The sequence below is a fragment of the Streptomyces sp. R33 genome (assembly GCF_041200175.1).
In the GTDB taxonomy this organism is placed as follows: domain Bacteria; phylum Actinomycetota; class Actinomycetes; order Streptomycetales; family Streptomycetaceae; genus Streptomyces; species Streptomyces katrae_B.
This window is the reverse complement of sequence record NZ_CP165727.1, coordinates 3590483-3606789: the sequence shown is the minus strand read 5'-3', so window position 1 is coordinate 3606789 and position 16307 is coordinate 3590483. Positions and strand designations below refer to the sequence as shown.

Genomic DNA, 16307 nt, shown 5'->3' with positions numbered 1-16307 from the left:
CGGGCCGGGATTCCCCCCGGACCGCCCCCGGCCGTCGCGTCAGACTTTCGTCATGTTTCCGTACCGCTACTGCGTCACCGATCGGCGCACGCAGAAGTCCCTCGCCTGCACGTACCGCGCCTTGGCGTCCGCCGCGTACGTCCACGGCGTCGTCCCGATGTACCCGTCGACGGCACGGAACTGCTCCACGGCCTCGGTGTACCGGTCCTGCCAGTACAGGTTCCACGCCAGCATGTGCCGCACCCGGGCCACCCGCCGGTCGGCCGGGTCCGCCGCCGCCACGTCCGCGAGCGCCGCGTCCGTGGCCGCCACGATCTCCGGCCGCTTGTAGTAGACGTCCGGGTCGATCTCCGACTCCGACATCTCGTACTCCAGGTACGCGTACAGCGGCAGCAGCGACAGCAGCTCACCGGGTGCGCCCGACGCCGCAGACCGCTTCGCGAACGCCTCCGCCTCCTCGTGCGAGCCGCGCCACTTGCGGCACCAGTACTGCAGGGCGCCGGTGTGCGCCGCCAGCACCTTCGGGCCGCGCTCGACGATCTCCGCCCACAGCTGCCCGTACCGCTCGTGGGAGTACCCCAGCGCCATGGCGACCGGCTGCTCCAGCATGTACGGCACCGGGTCCGCCGGGTCGGCGAGCCGCTGGGCCTCGTGCATCGCCTCCTGCGAGGCGGCGATCAGCCGGTGGAAGTTCCGGAACTGCTCCTGCGTCGTGTTGCTCGCGCTCAGTGAGCCGCGCACGTTCCACGCCACCAGCACCGACGCGTCCGCGTGCACCGCCGCCGCCGTCGGGTCCTGCGGCCGCGCCGCGCGCCAGGCCAGCAGCCAGGCGTCCTCCTCGGCGGCCAGCTCGGCCAGTCCCCGTACGCGCCGGATGCGCTCGTCCCAGTTCTGCCCCGCCGCGTCCGCCCAGGCCGCGCCGGCCTGCCAGTCGCCCGCCCGTACGGCGTCCAGGGCGGCCGTGTCCGCCGGCAGGAGCGGGGACCCGTTCTCGGTGTCCAGCCGCTCGGCAGGTACGAAGCCCAGCGCGACCGCGGCCTGGCCGTCGGCCCGGCCCGCCGAGCGGCGCTTGCCGGCGCCGCCGCCCTTGCGGGCCCGCAGCAGCTTGTACGCGCCGCTGATCAGCAGGATTCCGAGGATGATCAGGCCGATCATCAGACAAGCACCAGCTTTCGCAGGGGTTCGGTGTCGGGCAGGTCCGCGACGAGCGCGTCCAGGGCGAGCTCCAGCTGCTCCTCGAACCCGTCGGCCGGGTACTGCAGGGCGGCCGAGTCGGACCAGGACAGCTGCCAGCGGGCCGCGCCGCGGGCCGTCAGCTCGGCGGTGACCAGCTGCTGCAGCGCGCGCCGCAGCACGGGCCGGGTGAACTCGCGGGCGGCGCGGCCCGTGGCGGCCGCGGCCTCCTCGGACTTCGGGAAGCGGTCGGCGATCCGCCAGCGCAGCGCCGGGTCGGCGTCCACGGCGTCCAGCAGGGCCGCCAGCTCCGGGGCCGTGCCCTCGGCGGCGACGGCCTCGCGGATCGCCTGCGCGCCCTGGCCGACGTACCGGGTCATGCTCTCGTGGACCAGGTCCGCCCAGTCCAGGCGGGTGAGCGCGAGCGCCTCCGGGGTCAGGACCGCCTCCTCCAGCGCCGCCAGCGCGGCCTGCGGGGAGGCGAGCAGCTCCAGCGCCGGGCGGGCCGCCTGCGCGCCGCGGCCGTCGTCGGGCAGGGCCTCGATGCGGGCCACGCGTTCGGCGAGCGCGGGGTGCGAGTCGTACGGGGAGGTGGGCTCGGTGGACAGCTCGCGGCGCAGGTCGTCCAGGTCGTCCGAGCGGGCGTCGAGCAGCTGCCGCAGGCCGCCGAAGACCTGGCCTGCGGGCGGCAGCAGGCCGGCGCCGACGCCGAGGGTGGCGTACGAGTCCATGTAGAAGTCGTGCGCGGGACCGATGGCGTTGAGCTCGCGCAGCGCGGAGGCGGCGGAGTCGCGGCCGGCGACGCGGACCGAGGCCAGGTCCGCGGCGAGCTCCTGGCGGCGGCTGCCGGAGAGGGTGGCCCGCATGTAGAAGCGCGCGTACGCCGTGTAGATCTTCGCCATGGCCCGGTACATCGCGCCCTGGCCCGTGGTGTCGACGTCCTTGGCCTTCTTGCCCTTCGCGAGCCGCTTCTCGGCGGCCTTCTCCTGCCGGGCCCGTTCCTTGGCGACCTTGGTGTCGGCGCGCTCGTGGAAGTGCCCGATGGTGCGGATCAGCTGGGCGCGGCCGCGGGCGATCAGCGGGGTGAGGCGGGTGTCGAGGTTGGCGTAGTGGCCCATCTCGTGGGCGAGTACGGCGCGCAGCTGCATCTCGTCCAGGCCGGTCATCAGGGGCAGGCCCAGGTAGAGGCGGCGGGTGCCGCACATCAGGCCCAGCAGCCGGGCGTCCTCGCTGACGGCCGCGTTGACCTCGTCGATGAGCAGGATCTCGTCCGGGGCGCGGGTGCCGACCTGGTCGGCGATGTCGCGGACGGTCTGCCACAGGACGGGTTCCTGCTGCTCGGTGACGGGCAGGCCGGGCTGCGGGTCGCCCTTGGGGGTGCGGAGCATGAACATGCCGCGCACGATCGGGACCGCCAGGACCACCGAGACGATGAGGATCTTGAAGGCGATGCCGCCGTGCAGCCAGGTGACGGTGGCCCAGTCGGCGGCCGCGAGCACGCCGAGCAGGATGAAGCCGAGCAGGTAGAAGCCTGCGAGCAGGACGAGGGCGCGCAGCGCGCGCAGTGAAGCGCCCATATGGACGGATCCCCCCACGGGATGAAGTGGTGCAGGTGTGCAGGTGCGGATGCTGCGGGTGTGCCGCGGGCGTGCGGTTGGTCGGCCGGGCCCGGGTGGTCGCGCCGGGTCATCATGCGGCCCGCAGATCTTTACAGCAACCTTATTCGCCGAGATTCCGCAGGTGGGAGCCAGGGGGGCGGGCTCCGGCCGGCGGCCGCACGGCCGCGGCGCACCGGCTGTGCGGCCGCCGCCTCAGTGCGGCAGCGTCGCCGGGGAGCCGCCGTTCGCCTCGTAGCCCGCCACCGCCAGGGCGCGGTACACCGCGTACTGCGCCGCAGGGTCCGGGGAGGCCGACCACGGCAGGGCGCCCACGTAGCCGTCGATGTGGCGGACCTGCTCCATCGCCTCCGCCCAGCGCTCCATCGGCACCAGGAACGACAGCAGCATGTGCCGGACGTGCGCCAGCATCGGGTCGTCCTGGCGTGCGGTGTGCACCGCGTACAGCGCGCCCTCCACCGCCCGGGTCACGACCGCGCCCTGCCAGAAGTTCGTCAGGACGACCTCCGGGACGTGCTCGTACACCGCGAACAGCGGCAGCGCCGCCAGCAGCGAGCCCTGCGGGGCACGGGCCGCCGCCGCGTGCGCGAAGGCGTCGGCCTTCTCCCGCGAGCCGTGCCACTTCTCGCACCAGTAGTGCAGGGCCGCCAGGTGCGCGCCCATGTGCGCCGGCGCGACGTCGATGACCTTCGCCCAGAGGGCGTCGAACTCCGCCTCCGAGTAGCCGAGCGCCCGCGCGACGGCCAGCTCCGTGATGTACGGGACGGGGTCGCCAGGGGCCAGCAGCGCCGCCTTGCGGCACGCCTCCCGGGCCTCCTCCAGGATGATCCGGTGGTCGGTGGAGCCCACGCCGCCCGAGTGCCGCCACGCCTGCTGCACCAGCAGCTCCGCGTGCACCTGCGCGCCGCCCGCGTCCTTCTCCGCCTCCAGCCGCCAGGCCTTCAGCCACTGCGCGCCCACGCCGGGACGCTCTACCAGCTCCAGCGCCGCCGCGCCGCCGAAGGCCTGGACCCGCTGCCAGCGCAGCTCGCCCTCCTTCGGGGTCCCGGCCAGCAGCTGGGACGCCGCCTGCCAACGGCCGCTGCGCTGCACCGCTTCGAGGGCGTCCATCAGGTCCTCGTCGGGGCCGGGGACGCGGATGTCCAGGTGCTCCTGGCGGGCGAAACCGTAGTTCTCGGGGTCGGCCGCGTCAGGGCTGCCCGGCGCGACCAGACGTACGCCGCCGCCCCGCCGGCGCCGTATGTACGGGCTGAAGGCGGCCACGAGCAGGCCGAGCGCGATCAGGAACCACAGAATCTCCATGCCCCCAAGCGAACCAGACGCACCTGCGCAAAGGCCAATGCCCCACCCGCCGTCCGGCCGGACACCCCATAAGCTCTGCCTCATGAGCGACGACAGCCACGAGCACCAGAGCTTCGAGACCCGCGCGATCCACGCGGGCAACACGGCGGACCCGCTGACCGGCGCGGTCGTGCCCCCGATCTACCAGGTGTCCACGTACAAGCAGGACGGCGTCGGCGGACTGCGCGGCGGCTACGAGTACAGCCGCAGCGCGAACCCGACCCGGACCGCGCTCGAGGAGAACCTCGCGGCGCTGGAGGGCGGCCGGCGCGGCCTCGCCTTCGCGTCCGGGCTCGCCGCCGAGGACTGCCTGCTGCGCACCCTGCTCTCCCCGGGCGACCACGTGGTCATCCCGAACGACGCGTACGGCGGCACCTTCCGCCTCTTCGCGAAGGTCGTCTCCCGCTGGGGCGTGGAGTGGTCGGTGGCCGACACCTCCGACGCGGCGTCCGTACGGGCCGCCCTGACCCCGAAGACGAAGGTCATCTGGGTCGAGACCCCCTCCAACCCGCTGCTCGGCATCACCGACATCGCCGTCGTCGCCGACATCGCGCGGTCGGCCGGCGCCAAGCTGGTCGTGGACAACACCTTCGCCTCGCCCTACCTCCAGCAGCCCCTCGCGCTCGGCGCGGACGTGGTCGTGCACTCGCTGACCAAGTACATGGGCGGCCACTCCGACGTCGTCGGCGGCGCGCTGGTCACCGCCGACGCGGCGCTCGGCGAGGAACTGGCCTACCACCAGAACGCGATGGGCGCCGTGGCCGGCCCCTTCGACTCCTGGATCGTGCTGCGCGGCATCAAGACGCTGGCCGTCCGCATGGACCGGCACGCGGAGAACGCGGCGAAGATCGCCGAGATGCTGACCCGCCACCCCAAGGTGCACAAGGTCCTCTACCCGGGCCTGGCCGAACACCCTGGCCACGAGATCGCCGCCAAGCAGATGCGCAACTTCGGCGGCATGATCTCCTTCTGCGTCGTCGGCGGGGAGCAGGCGGCGGTCGACCTCTGCGCCCGCACCAAGATCTTCACCCTGGCCGAGTCCCTCGGCGGCGTCGAGTCCCTCATCGAGCACCCGGGCCGCATGACCCACGCCTCGGTGGCCGGCTCGGCCCTGGAGGTCCCGGCGGACCTGGTCCGCGTCTCCGTCGGCATCGAGAACGCCGACGACCTGCTGGCGGACCTGACCCAGGCCATCGGCTGAGCATCCCGTCCGGTCTTTACGGCAACAACCGCCGAGCGGTGGTCACCAGCCCTCCAGGGGCGGGGAGACGCCGCTCGGCGGGATCTCCCACGGCCGGGCCAGCGAGGCCCACACCGCGAAGGCCACCGCCGCCGCGAACAGCAGGGCCCAGCCGGCCCGGCGCAGGGCCCTGCGGCGGCGCAGCAGCCGGTCCCCGCGGGCCGCGGCACTGGCCGCCAGCCCGGCCGGGACCACCGGGTGGGGGCCCTCCAGCAGCCGCCTGACCTGGTCCTCCTTGCGGTCGGGGACGCTCATGCGGCCTCCCGCGAGCGCATCGCGGCCACGGCCCGGTTGCACAGCACCCGCACCCGCTCGACCGGCAGCCCCAGCTGCGCGGCGGTGACCTCCTCCGCGACGCCCTCGTACACGCGCAGCACCAGCACGAGCCGTTCCAGCGGGCCGAGCCGCGCGAGCAGCCCCCGGCCGCCGTGGTGGCGCCAGCCGGTGCGGGCGAACGCGTCGCACAGCTCCCGGCGGGTGTGGTCGTACGGGTCGTCGCCGCGCACCCGGCGCCAGTTCGCGTACGTACGGGCCAGCGCGTCCGCGAGCAGCCGGCGGGCGGCGGGGGGCTCGGTCTCCGGCTCGGCCGTCAGCAGGACGGCGACATGCAGGAGCCGCCCCGCCGCACCCGCGACGAAGGCTTCGAACTCCGCGTAGGCGCCCGGCCCGTGGTCGTCCACAGGCCACATAGTGCGGGCAGCGGGACCGCCCCGGTCAAGAGGTCGGACGGCCCCGGCTCCCGCCCGTCCTCAGGAAGCGGGGCCGGCCTCCGAGACGGCGCCCATCAGCTCCGACAGCGAGCCGTTGAAACGGGTCAGCAGCCCGGTGAAGGACTCGCGCTCGTCCTCGCTCCAGTCCTCGGTCACCCGGGCCATCAGCTCGCGCCGCGAGGAGCGGACCTCCTCGAGCCGGGCGAGGCCGCGCGGGGAGAGCGCGAGGACCACGGCGCGCCCGTCCTCCGGGTGCGAGGTGCGCTTGACCAGACCGCTGTCGACGAGCGGCGCGACCTGGCGGGTCACGGTGGAGGAGTCGATGCCCATGCCGCCGGCGAGCGCCTTGACGCCCATCGGCCCTTCCAGGTCGAGCCGGTTCAGCAGCAGGTACGCGGCGCGGTCCATCGAGTTGCGGGCCTGGCCGACCCCGCCCAGGCGGGTCTGCTCGGCGCGGCGGGCGAAGACGGCCACCTGGTGCTGGAGCGCGTCGAGGAGACCGGCTTCGGCGGACGCCTCGGCCGCCGTGGGCAGGTCGGAATTGGCCGGGGTGGAAGGCATGGCCGTGAGCTCTCTTCACGTGGGGCCGACAAGGATGGGGGACAGAGTACGCGGCCGTGGGGCGGCTCGTACGTCTCGTACGAGAACTGGTACGGGCGGTGGGGGCCAAGGCCCCGGGGTCGTCCCGGATGGCCGGATTTCGCCCTCTGTGGGCTTTCCCTGCCCGGTTGTTGGCGGGCTCGCGGCCGGGCGGCCGGGCGGTGGGCGGGGCCGTCCGGCGGGCTGCCGTGGGCCGTCGGCCGGGCTGTGGGCCGGGCGCCGTGATCCGCGCGGGCTGCGAGACTGGCGGCATGAACTACCGCGTGCCCGTGCCCGTCCCGCAGGTCATCCTCGACGACGTCCGGGGGGCCCAGAAGATGCTCTCGGGCGTTGCCCGGGTCACGCCGATGGAGAACAGCAGGCACCTGAGCGCCCTCACCGGCTCCCCGGTCCACTTCAAGTGCGAGAACCTCCAGCGGACCGGCTCCTTCAAACTGCGCGGTGCGTACGTGCGCATCTCGGGCCTGCGCCCCGAGCAGCGGGCCGCAGGCGTCGTCGCGGCCAGCGCCGGCAACCACGCGCAGGGCGTGGCCCTGGCCTCCTCCCTGCTCGGCGTCCGCTCCACGGTGTTCATGCCGGTCGGGGCGCCGCTGCCGAAGGTGGCGGCCACGCAGGAGTACGGCGCCGACGTGCGGATGTCCGGGCAGGTCGTCGACGAGACCCTGGCGGCGGCCCAGGAGTACGCGGACCGCACCGGGGCGGTGTTCATCCACCCCTTCGACCACCGCGACATCATCGCGGGCCAGGGCACGGTCGGCCTGGAGATCCTCGAGCAGTGCCCCGAGGTGCGGACGATCCTCGTCGGCATCGGCGGCGGCGGCCTCGCGGCGGGCATCGCGGTCGCGGTGAAGGCGCTGCGGCCGGACGTCAAGGTGATCGGCGTCCAGGCGGAGGGCGCCGCCGCCTACCCGCCCTCGCTGCGGGTCGGGCACCCGGTCTCGATCGACAACCCGGTCACGATGGCGGACGGCATCAAGGTCGGCCGCCCCGGCGACATTCCCTTCAACATCATCGGCGACCTCCTCGACGGTGTCCGCACGGTCTCCGAGGACGCCCTCTCCAGCGCCCTGCTGCTCTGCCTGGAGCGCGCCAAGCTCGTCGTCGAGCCCGCCGGGTGCAGCCCGGTGGCCGCCCTGCTGAGCCGGCCCGAGCTGTACGGCGGGGGCGGCGCGGTGGTCGCCGTCCTGTCCGGGGGGAACATCGACCCGCTGCTGCTCCAGCGGATCCTGCGGCACGGCATGGCGGCGGCGGGCCGCTACCTCTCGCTGCGGCTGCGCGTGGCCGACCGGCCGGGGGCGCTGGCCGGGCTCCTGGGGGTGTTGTCAGTGGTGGATGCGAACGTGCTGGACGTGAGCCACGTACGGACCGACCCGCGCCTGGGGCTCACCGAGGTGGAGGTGGAGCTGCACCTGGAGACGAAGGGCCCGGAGCACTGCAAGGAGGTCGCGCGCTCGCTGCACGCGGCCGGGTACACGGTCCTGGGCTGAGCCGAGCCGGGTCGAACCCAGCCGAGTCGAACCGAACCGAGCCGAACCGAGCCGACCGGTCCCCGCGAAACGGCGCGCAGCCCCATGGCTCTACGCGATATAACGCGTTAGCGTATGTCACTCGAACGGCCGGGCGAGGACGCCCCGGCGCCCCTAGGATTGCGTGGGAATGTAACGATTCTGCTGGCCCGATGCACACTGGGAGAACCCAAATGCCAGGCGCCATCTATGCCGAAGGCCTGGTCAAGACCTTCGGCGAGGTAAGGGCACTGGACGGCGTGGACCTCGATGTCCCCGAAGGCACCGTGCTGGGCCTGCTCGGCCCCAACGGCGCCGGCAAGACCACGGCCGTGCGCGTCCTGACCACCCTCCTCAAGCCCGACAGCGGCAAGGCCGTCGTCGCCGGGATCGACGTCCTCAAGCACCCCAACGAAGTCCGCCGCGCCATCGGCCTGTCCGGCCAGTTCGCCGCCGTCGACGAGTACCTGACCGGCCGCGAGAACCTCCAGATGGTCGGCCAGCTCTACCAGATGAGCGGCAAGGCGGCGAAGGCCCGGGCCGGCGAACTGCTGGAGCGCTTCAACCTCGCCGACGCCGCCGACCGCACCGCGAAGACGTACTCCGGAGGCATGCGCCGGCGCCTGGACCTCGCGGCCGCACTCGTCGTCCGCCCGCCCGTCATGTTCATGGACGAGCCGACCACCGGCCTCGACCCGCGCAACCGCCAGCAGCTCTGGGACGTCATCCAGGAGCTCGTGGCCGGCGGCACCACCCTGCTGCTCACCACCCAGTACCTGGAGGAGGCCGACCACCTCGCGCACGACATCTGCGTGGTCGACCACGGCAAGGTCATCGCCCGCGGCACCTCCGACCAGCTCAAGGCCCGGACCGGCGGCGAACGCGTCGAGGTCGTCGTCCACGAGCGCGACCACATCCCCGACGCCCGCACGGTGCTCGCCGGCTTCGGCAAGGGCGAGACCACCGTCGAGGAGCACACCCGCAAGCTGACCGTCCCCGTCACCGGCGGCGCCAAGCTGCTCGCCGAGGTCATCCGCGAGCTGGACGCCCGCAGCATCGAGATCGACGACATCGGCCTGCGCCGGCCCACCCTCGACGACGTGTTCATCTCCCTCACCGGCCACACGGCCGCCCTGGCCGACGAGGAGAACGGCGGGGGAGCCCCGCCGGACGCCAAGGGCCGCCGCGGCCACAAGGCATCGGTGCCGGCCTCGGCGCCGGGACCGGAACCGGAACCGACCTCGGCATCCGTATCGAAGGAGGTGGCCAAGTGACCACCACCTCCCCGACCCCGCAGCTCGCGGCACCGCGCCCGCGCGGCGGCATCGTCCAGGGCGTCAACGACTCCCTGGTCATCGCAAAGCGGAATTTGATCCGCATGTCCAGGATTCCCGAAATGATAATTTTCGGGGTCATTCAGCCGGTCATGTTCGTCGTGCTGTTCAGCTACGTCTTCGGCGGCTCGATCAGCGTCGACGGCAACACCTCGCCCGCCGCCTACCGCGAGTTCCTGATGGCCGGCATCTTCGCCCAGACCGTCACCTTCGCCACGGCCGGCGCGGGCGCGGGCATCGCGGACGACATGCACAAGGGCCTGATCGACCGGTTCCGCTCGCTGCCCATGGCCCGCGGGGCGGTCCTGACCGGCCGCACGCTCGCCGACCTCGTCCAGACCACCCTCACGCTGGTCGTCCTGGCCGTGGTCGCCCTGCTCGTCGGCTGGCGCACCCACACGAGCGCCGGCGAGGTGCTGGCCGGCTTCGCCCTGCTGCTCCTGCTCGGGTACGCGTTCTCCTGGATCGGCGCGCTGATCGGCCTGTCGGTGCGCACCCCGGAGGCGGCCACCTCGGGCGGGCTGATCTGGCTCTTCCCGCTGACGTTCATCTCGAACGCCTTCGTCCCCTCCGACAACATGCCGACGTTCCTGCGGACCATCGCCGAGTGGAACCCCTTCAGCGCGACCGTCCAGGCGGCCCGCGGGCTGTTCGGCAACTTCCCGCCGGGGTACGAGGCCCCGGCGGCCTGGCCGATGCAGCACCCGGAGCTCGCGTCGGTCCTGTGGTCCGTACTGATCATCGCGGTGTTCCGGACCCTCTCGGTCCGCAAGTACCGCTCGGCGACCGCGTAAGGCGCACAGGAACGGGGAAGCCCCCGCCGGATCGCTCCGGCGGGGGCTTCCCGATGTCGTGGGGTGATCAGCCGGTGAAGGGCTTGACGTCGAGGATCTTGACGGTGGCCTTCTTGCCGTTCGGCAGCTCGTACTCGGCGTCCTCACCGATCTTCTTGCCCATCACGCCGGTGCCCAGGGGGGACTGCGGGGAGTAGGTCTCGAAGTCCGAGGACGCGTACTCGCGCGAGGCGAGCAGGAAGGACATGGTGTCGTCCTCGTCGCCGTCGAAGGCGATGGTGACGACCGTGCCGGGCGCGACCTCGCCGTCGGAGGCGGGTGCGGTGCCGACCTTGGCGTTCTCGAGGAGCTGCGTCAGCTGGCGGACGCGGAGCTCCTGCTTGCCCTGCTCCTCCTTGGCCGCGTGGTAACCGCCGTTCTCACGCAGGTCGCCCTCCTCGCGGGCGGCTGCGATCTTGGTGGCGATCTCCGTGCGTGCGGGACCAGAGAGGTAGTCCAGCTCGGCCTTCAGCTGGTCGTACGCCGCCTGGGTCAGCCAGGTGACGCTCTCGCTCGTCTGGGTCACGGGTGCTCCTCGTCGGTACAGGGGACTACATAGCCGCCAGCGGCGGGCGAAACCACGAGCCTAACAATTCGGGAAGAAAAGGGGGAGGACACCATGTGTATGAAGTGTGTCATTGGGCCCGTGAGCAGGAAAGAGCTCAGTCTGCCGTGGGCGTGGTGCCCGTCGCTGCCTGGCAGCCCACCAGTTCGATCATCGTCGCGCGGCCGGTGGTCTTGAGGGAGAGCATCTCGTCCACGCGCGTGCCCTTCTGCGCGAAGGTGAAGTCGGCGCGGCCGACCTCCGCGTGCTCCTCGTTCTGGGAGCTCAGCGTGCACACTCCGGTGACCGAGGCGTCCTTGCGCACCTCCAGGTGCACCTTCACCTCGGTGTCCGAGACCACCTGGAACTTGATCACTTCGGCACTGACGCTCTGACCGGCGACGTAGTCCCAGCCGATCCAGCCCACCAGCGCCAGCAGCCCGACGCCCAGCACCGACCCGACGATCTTGAGCTTCCGGTCCGCACGCTCATCCGCCGACCGCCCGTAACGACCCTTGGGCAGCCCCTCGCGCACCGCACTCATCGATCGTTCCTCTCTCGGTTCCGGGCATGTTCCGCTCGCCCGGTTCGGACACCGTAACCGGAGGATGTCACGGCCGTCGGTCAGGGGTGGGGGCTCCTGCCTCGTTCCGGCGACAATCCGGCTCCCCAGGGACAAGAACTCCGCGCGTGTGATGCTCCTCCGGGCTGGTCTCACCCCGGCTGGTGCCGATCGCAGAAGACCTGATCCTCCGCAGGACGATCGGGCAGCGTGAGCCAGGAATCCCCCGCGCAATTTGTTTGCTGAGGGGAGGAGTCAATATAAAAGGCGACGCCGCCGCCCTGACGACTTAAAGAGGATCCTGTCTTGACCGAACAGCTTCGACTGATGGCCGTCCATGCCCACCCCGACGACGAGTCGAGCAAGGGCGCGGCCACCATGGCCAAGTACGTGTCCGAGGGGGTTCCCGTGCTCGTGGTGACCTGCACGGGGGGCGAGCGCGGCTCGATCCTCAACCCCAAGCTCCAGGGTGACGAGTACATCGAGAAGAACATCCACGAGGTCCGCGCCAAGGAGATGGACGAGGCGCGCCAGATCCTCGGCATCGACCAGGAGTGGCTGGGCTACATCGACTCCGGCCTGCCGGAGGGCGACCCGCTGCCCCCGCTGCCCGACGGCTGCTTCGCCCTGGAGGACGTGGACGAGGCGGCCGGCCGCCTCGTGAAGAAGATCCGCGAGTTCCGGCCGCAGGTCATCACCACGTACGACGAGAACGGCGGCTACCCGCACCCCGACCACATCATGACCCACAAGATCTCGATGGTGGCCTTCGAGGGCGCGGCGGACACCGAGAAGTACCCGGAGGCCGAGTTCGGCCCCGCTTACCAGCCGCAGAAGCTCTACTACAACCAGGGCTTCAACAAGCCGCGCACCATCGCCCTGCACGAGGCGCTGCTCTCGCGCGGCATGGAGTCCCCGTACGGGGAGTGGCTGGAGCGCTGGAAGGAGTTCGAGCGCACCGAGCGGACGCTGACGACGCACGTGCCGTGCGCCGAGTTCTTCGAGATCCGCGACAAGGCGCTCATCGCGCACGCCACGCAGATCGACCCGGACGGCGGCTGGTTCCGCGTGCCGATGGAGATCCAGAAGGAGGTCTGGCCCACGGAGGAGTACGAGCTCGCGAAGTCGCTCGTCGACACTTCCCTCCCCGAGTCCGACCTCTTCGCGGGCATCCGGGAGAATGCGTAGCCATGAACGCTACGCAGGCAGCACTGACCGAGCTCCTTCCGCTGGCGGGTGACACCTTCGACAAGAACAAGGTGACCCCCGGAGTCCTGGGCTTCATCGTGTTCGCGGCCCTCGCCCTCGCGGTGTGGGGCCTGATGAAGTCGATGAGCCGCCACATGGGCAAGGTCGACTTCCAGGAAGCCCCGGAGGCGGGCGCGGCGGCCGCAGCCCCCGCCGCGGACCGGGCTCCGTAGGGAGCCGTCCCCCGGACGATGCGCCGCCGCCCCTCCCGCCGGGCGGGAGGGGCGGCGACTGCGCGTGCCCTGCGGTCGGGCCTGCGGTCGGGCCGTACGGCTCAGGCGGTCATACGGCCGCCGGCGGGGTCGGAGGCATCGGGACGCCCATGATCTCTCGCGAGTGCAGGTTCGGGACCAGCGCGAGCCGCCACGCCTGCCAGCCCTCCGCCGGGTCGACGCCCCGCCCCAGCACCACCGCGTAGGTGTCCAGGCTGTCCTCCAGGCGCCCGTCCCGCATCGGATGCGGCGACGCGGCCAGCCGGGCCAGCTCCGCCCGGGCCTCCTCCACGCCCGCGCCCGGGAGCGCGTACGGCAGCAGCGTGCAGCGCAGGAACCGGGCCCAGTCCTCCCCGCGCCGGTCGCCGTAGGAGATGAACAGCCGGGCCGCCTCCTCGCACAGCCCCAGCGCCTGCGACGCCCGGCCGTTGCCCGCGTCCACCACCGCCAGCTCCAGGCAGGTCCACGCCTCCCCGTGCGCCAGCCCGATCCGCCGGAAATCCGCCCGCGCGTCCACCAGCAGCTGCCGCGCGAAACCGGAGTTCTTCAGGTTCCCCGTCTGCGCCGCCCGCTGGTCGCGCGTCACCCGGCCCGAATGGTGCCGGGCGTGGGCCAGCCCGTACACGTCCCGCATCCGCGAGAACATCGTCCGGGCCCGCTCCAGCTCCCGCACCGCCTGGTCGCGCTCGCCGCCCTCCTCCAGCGCCTGCCCGAGGTAGTACAGCGTCCACGCCTCCCCGCGCGCGTCCTCCTGCTCCCGGTGCCGGGCCAGTGCCTCGCGCAGCCGCTCCACCGCCGGCCCCGGATCCCCGTCCACCACCCGGGCCCGGCCCAGCTGGGTCAGCGCCCAGGCCTGACCGCGCTCGTCGCGCGTACGCCCGTACAGCTCGAGGGCCGGCTTCAGCTCGGCCTCCGCCCGCGGAACGTCGCCGAGCCGCAGGTACACCTGCCCCAGCTGGAAATGCGCCCACGCCTCACCGTGCACGCTCTCGCTCTCCCGGTGCAGGGCCAGCGACTGCTCCAGCAGCTGCATCGCCTCCGCCAGGTGGGCCCGGTCCCGCTCCACCGCCGCCAGCGCGTGCAGCCCCCACGCCCGGTCGCCGGCCAGCTTGTCCGGTTCCTGCAGCACCAGCGCCTCGCGGATGCGGGCCGCGGCCTCCGGCAGCTGCCCCTGGTGGTGCAGCGTGATGCCGAGCGAGATCAGCGCCATGCCCGCGCCCGCGTCCTGCTGCGCCTCGATGTACTGGTCGACCACCGAGGTCAGCGTGGTGCGGGCCTTGTCCAGCTCGCCGAGCTGGCGCGCCGCGATACCCGTGCGCCACTGCACCGAGCGGACCATCCGCCCCTGGCCGGGCTCGCCCTGCCGGGCGGCCTCCACCGCCTGCGTCAGCTCGTTGATCTCGCCGAGCCGGTACAGGTCCCCGCGCAGCAGGCAGAAGTCGCACAGCGCGCCCAGCAGGTCCAGCACCGCCTGCTGGTCCACGTCCTCCGAGTGCCGCAGCGCGGCCGTGATGAAGCTCGACTCGTCGTCCAGCCAGCGCAGCGCCGCGTCCAGCGAGGCGAAGCCGTGCCCGCCGAAGTGGTTCGCCCGGGTCGACATCTTCCCGTCGACCATCCGGATCACCGAGTCCGCGAGCTGTGCGTAGTTGCGGATCAGCCGCCCGTGCGCCGCCGAGGCCTCGGCCCGGTCCTCGTCGGCCGCGAGCCGCGCCGCCGCGAACGAGCGCACCGCGTCGTGCATCCGGAACCGCTCCCCGCGCACGGGGTCCAGCAGGCCCGCCTGCGCCAGCTCGCGCAGCAGCAGCCCGGCCGCCGCCTGGTCCGCGTCGATCAGCGCCGCCGCGGCCGACGGGCCGAGCGAGGCCCGCCCGGCCAGCGTGAGCCGCCGCAGCAGCCGGCGCCGTTCCTCGGGCAGGCCCGCGTACGCCAGGCCGAGGGCGCGCTCCAGCGCATCGGCGTCACCGGGGCCGTCCGGGCCTTCTCCCGGTGCGGCCCCCAGCGGGGCCAGGACGCGCAGGGCAAGCGGGAGCCCGCCGCCGAGCGCGAGCAGCCCCCGCGCTGCCTCCTCCTCGTACGGGGCCCCGCCGGCCGCCTGCGCCCCGGCGCGCACCAGCTCCGCGCCCTCCGGCTCCGCCAGCCGCTCCACCGGCAGCTGGTGCACCCACGCCGCCAGGTCCGGCAGCTCCAGCGGCTCCCGCGCCGTCACCAGCACCAGGCTCTCCGACCGCTCCGGCACCAGCATCCGCACCTGCGCCGCATCCACCGCGTCGTCCAGGAGCACCGTCACCGGCAGCCCCTGGAGGTGCTGGTGGTACAGCTCGCCCAGGCGCCGTACCTGCTGCTCCGCCGAGGACCCCTCGCGGAACAGCAGCTGCTCGCGCGGGGCGCCCAGCCGGTTCAGCAGGTGCAGCAGCGCCTCCCGGGTCGACAGCGGCGCCTCCCCGCTGAGCGAGCCGCCCCGCAGGTCCACCACGCAGGCGCCGCGGAACTGGTCCCTCAGCGCGTCCGCGGCCCGCAGCGCCAGGGCCGTGCGGCCCACGCCCGGCTCGCCGTGCAGCACCACGACCACCGGGCGGGTCTCCGTGCTGGCCCGGGCCGCCTGCACCCACTGCGCGATCCGCGTCAGCTCCGCCCGTCGGCCCGTGAACAGGGCCCCGGACTGCGGGAGGTGGCCGAAGGACTGCTCCAGCACGCTGCGCCGCCGGGCCTCCGCGCTGCGGTCGGTCCCGCGCAGCTGGGGAGCCGTGCTCCGGGAGGGCTGCCGGGGCACCCGCGCTGCGGCGGCCACCGCGCGCTGCTGCTCCAGGAACGGGCGGATCCCGCGCACCTCCAGCGCCGTCAGCCACTGCAGCCTCAGCTGCTCCGGTCCGCCGGGGCGGCCGCGCACCCCGGCCCGGCGGTTCGCGGCGGGTAGGTGCAGGGCCGTCACCTTGGCGACGGTGGCCGCCGCCCCGGCGATGCCGGTGACGGCCCCGGCGGTCAGGGCCGTGCCCGCCGCCACGCCGAGCGAGAGGTCGGCCCCGACGGCGGCGGCCGCCGCAACCGCCGTCACGAGCAGGGCCGTCGAGCTGTTCCCGCGCCGGAAGGCCTCGCCGAGGGACTCGTCCCCGGCCGCCGCCTCGTCCAGGGCCCGGACGTACGCCTCGTACTCCTCCGCGGCGCTCGCCGCGAGGGCGTCCAGCGCCTCCAGGCCGCGTGCCAGCAGTGCCCCCCTGTCGACCGGTTGCCCTGTCCCGGCAGCCCGCTGGGCCTCCTCGTCCACGGCCCGCTCCAACAGCCGCTCGGCCTCACCGCGATGGCTGTCCCGCATCGGCATCCCCCTCAAGAGAGCTCCGGCAACGTGCCCCAAGTGTCCGCCGGGACAGCCGCAAGCGCGAGGGAACTTGAGC

At 73.1% G+C, this 16307-nt stretch carries 15 protein-coding genes and 1 pseudogene; 7 read left to right on the top strand and 9 right to left on the bottom strand.

Translation table 11 applies throughout. The features are described 5' to 3' along the window. Nucleotides 1–66: 66 nt before the first annotated feature. From AB5J51_RS16285 to AB5J51_RS16275, 3 genes are all read right to left on the bottom strand, one after another. Entirely contained in the window at nucleotides 67–1155 is a 1089-nt protein-coding gene (locus AB5J51_RS16285; RefSeq protein ID WP_136227390.1) for a hypothetical protein, read from the bottom strand. Continuing rightward, nucleotides 1155–2750, bottom strand: a complete 1596-nt coding sequence (locus AB5J51_RS16280; RefSeq protein WP_369777966.1) for a M48 family metallopeptidase — start codon at nucleotides 2748–2750, stop codon at nucleotides 1155–1157. Before AB5J51_RS16280 ends, AB5J51_RS16285 begins: the two co-directional genes overlap by 1 nt. Nucleotides 2751–2984: 234 nt before the next feature. After that, complete coding sequence (locus AB5J51_RS16275; protein ID WP_133897075.1) at nucleotides 2985–4091, bottom strand: hypothetical protein; 1107 nt, start codon at nucleotides 4089–4091, stop codon at nucleotides 2985–2987. 82 nt (nucleotides 4092–4173) lie between these two features. Here AB5J51_RS16275 and AB5J51_RS16270 point away from each other — a divergent pair, with 82 nt between their 5' ends. Continuing rightward, nucleotides 4174–5331, top strand: coding sequence for a cystathionine gamma-synthase (locus tag AB5J51_RS16270; protein ID WP_030290837.1), 1158 nt, complete (start codon nucleotides 4174–4176; stop codon nucleotides 5329–5331). A gap of 42 nt (nucleotides 5332–5373) precedes the next feature. Here AB5J51_RS16270 and AB5J51_RS16265 read toward each other — a convergent pair whose 3' ends face one another. The 3 genes from AB5J51_RS16265 to AB5J51_RS16255 form a co-directional block, all read right to left on the bottom strand. Further along, nucleotides 5374–5625 (bottom strand): hypothetical protein, encoded by a 252-nt coding sequence (locus tag AB5J51_RS16265; protein ID WP_030290839.1) that lies wholly within the window; start codon nucleotides 5623–5625, stop codon nucleotides 5374–5376. Further along, a complete protein-coding gene (locus AB5J51_RS16260) occupies nucleotides 5622–6050 on the bottom strand; it encodes a sigma factor-like helix-turn-helix DNA-binding protein (protein ID WP_324616724.1) in 429 nt (142 codons plus the stop codon). The genes AB5J51_RS16265 and AB5J51_RS16260 overlap by 4 nt, the downstream gene beginning before the upstream one ends. A gap of 69 nt (nucleotides 6051–6119) precedes the next feature. Beyond that, a complete protein-coding gene (locus AB5J51_RS16255) occupies nucleotides 6120–6641 on the bottom strand; it encodes a MarR family winged helix-turn-helix transcriptional regulator (RefSeq protein WP_053786297.1) in 522 nt (173 codons plus the stop codon). A gap of 290 nt (nucleotides 6642–6931) precedes the next feature. On the opposite strand from AB5J51_RS16255, the gene ilvA reads away from it, so the two are divergent. From ilvA to AB5J51_RS16240, 3 genes are all read left to right on the top strand, one after another. Next, nucleotides 6932–8167 carry a threonine ammonia-lyase gene (gene ilvA / locus AB5J51_RS16250; RefSeq protein ID WP_053786296.1) on the top strand — a complete coding sequence of 412 codons (1236 nt, stop codon included), beginning with the start codon at nucleotides 6932–6934 and terminating at the stop codon, nucleotides 8165–8167. Nucleotides 8168–8379: 212 nt separating this feature from the next. Beyond that, nucleotides 8380–9459, top strand: a complete 1080-nt coding sequence (locus AB5J51_RS16245; protein WP_369777964.1) for an ATP-binding cassette domain-containing protein — start codon at nucleotides 8380–8382, stop codon at nucleotides 9457–9459. Beyond that, complete coding sequence (locus AB5J51_RS16240) at nucleotides 9456–10313, top strand: ABC transporter permease (protein ID WP_053786294.1); 858 nt, start codon at nucleotides 9456–9458, stop codon at nucleotides 10311–10313. The genes AB5J51_RS16245 and AB5J51_RS16240 overlap by 4 nt, the downstream gene beginning before the upstream one ends. Nucleotides 10314–10380: 67 nt before the next feature. Here AB5J51_RS16240 and greA read toward each other — a convergent pair whose 3' ends face one another. Next, nucleotides 10381–10878, bottom strand: a complete 498-nt coding sequence (gene greA / locus AB5J51_RS16235; RefSeq protein ID WP_030155035.1) for a transcription elongation factor GreA — start codon at nucleotides 10876–10878, stop codon at nucleotides 10381–10383. 136 nt (nucleotides 10879–11014) lie between these two features. After that, complete coding sequence (locus AB5J51_RS16230; RefSeq protein WP_369777963.1) at nucleotides 11015–11440, bottom strand: DUF4307 domain-containing protein; 426 nt, start codon at nucleotides 11438–11440, stop codon at nucleotides 11015–11017. 124 nt (nucleotides 11441–11564) lie between these two features. Between AB5J51_RS16230 and AB5J51_RS16225 the strand changes: the two are divergent. From AB5J51_RS16225 to AB5J51_RS16215, 3 genes and pseudogenes are all read left to right on the top strand, one after another. Next, a pseudogene (locus AB5J51_RS16225) lies at nucleotides 11565–11751 on the top strand (hypothetical protein); the annotation flags it as partial. Between the two features lie 13 nt (nucleotides 11752–11764). After that, a complete protein-coding gene (gene mca / locus AB5J51_RS16220) occupies nucleotides 11765–12646 on the top strand; it encodes a mycothiol conjugate amidase Mca (RefSeq protein ID WP_053786292.1) in 882 nt (293 codons plus the stop codon). A 2-nt stretch (nucleotides 12647–12648) separates the two neighbouring features. Then, nucleotides 12649–12879 (top strand): hypothetical protein, encoded by a 231-nt coding sequence (locus AB5J51_RS16215; RefSeq protein WP_030290865.1) that lies wholly within the window; start codon nucleotides 12649–12651, stop codon nucleotides 12877–12879. 109 nt (nucleotides 12880–12988) lie between these two features. Here AB5J51_RS16215 and AB5J51_RS16210 read toward each other — a convergent pair whose 3' ends face one another. Further along, nucleotides 12989–16228 (bottom strand): tetratricopeptide repeat protein, encoded by a 3240-nt coding sequence (locus tag AB5J51_RS16210; RefSeq protein ID WP_369777962.1) that lies wholly within the window; start codon nucleotides 16226–16228, stop codon nucleotides 12989–12991. Between the last annotated feature and the right edge of the window lie 79 nt (nucleotides 16229–16307).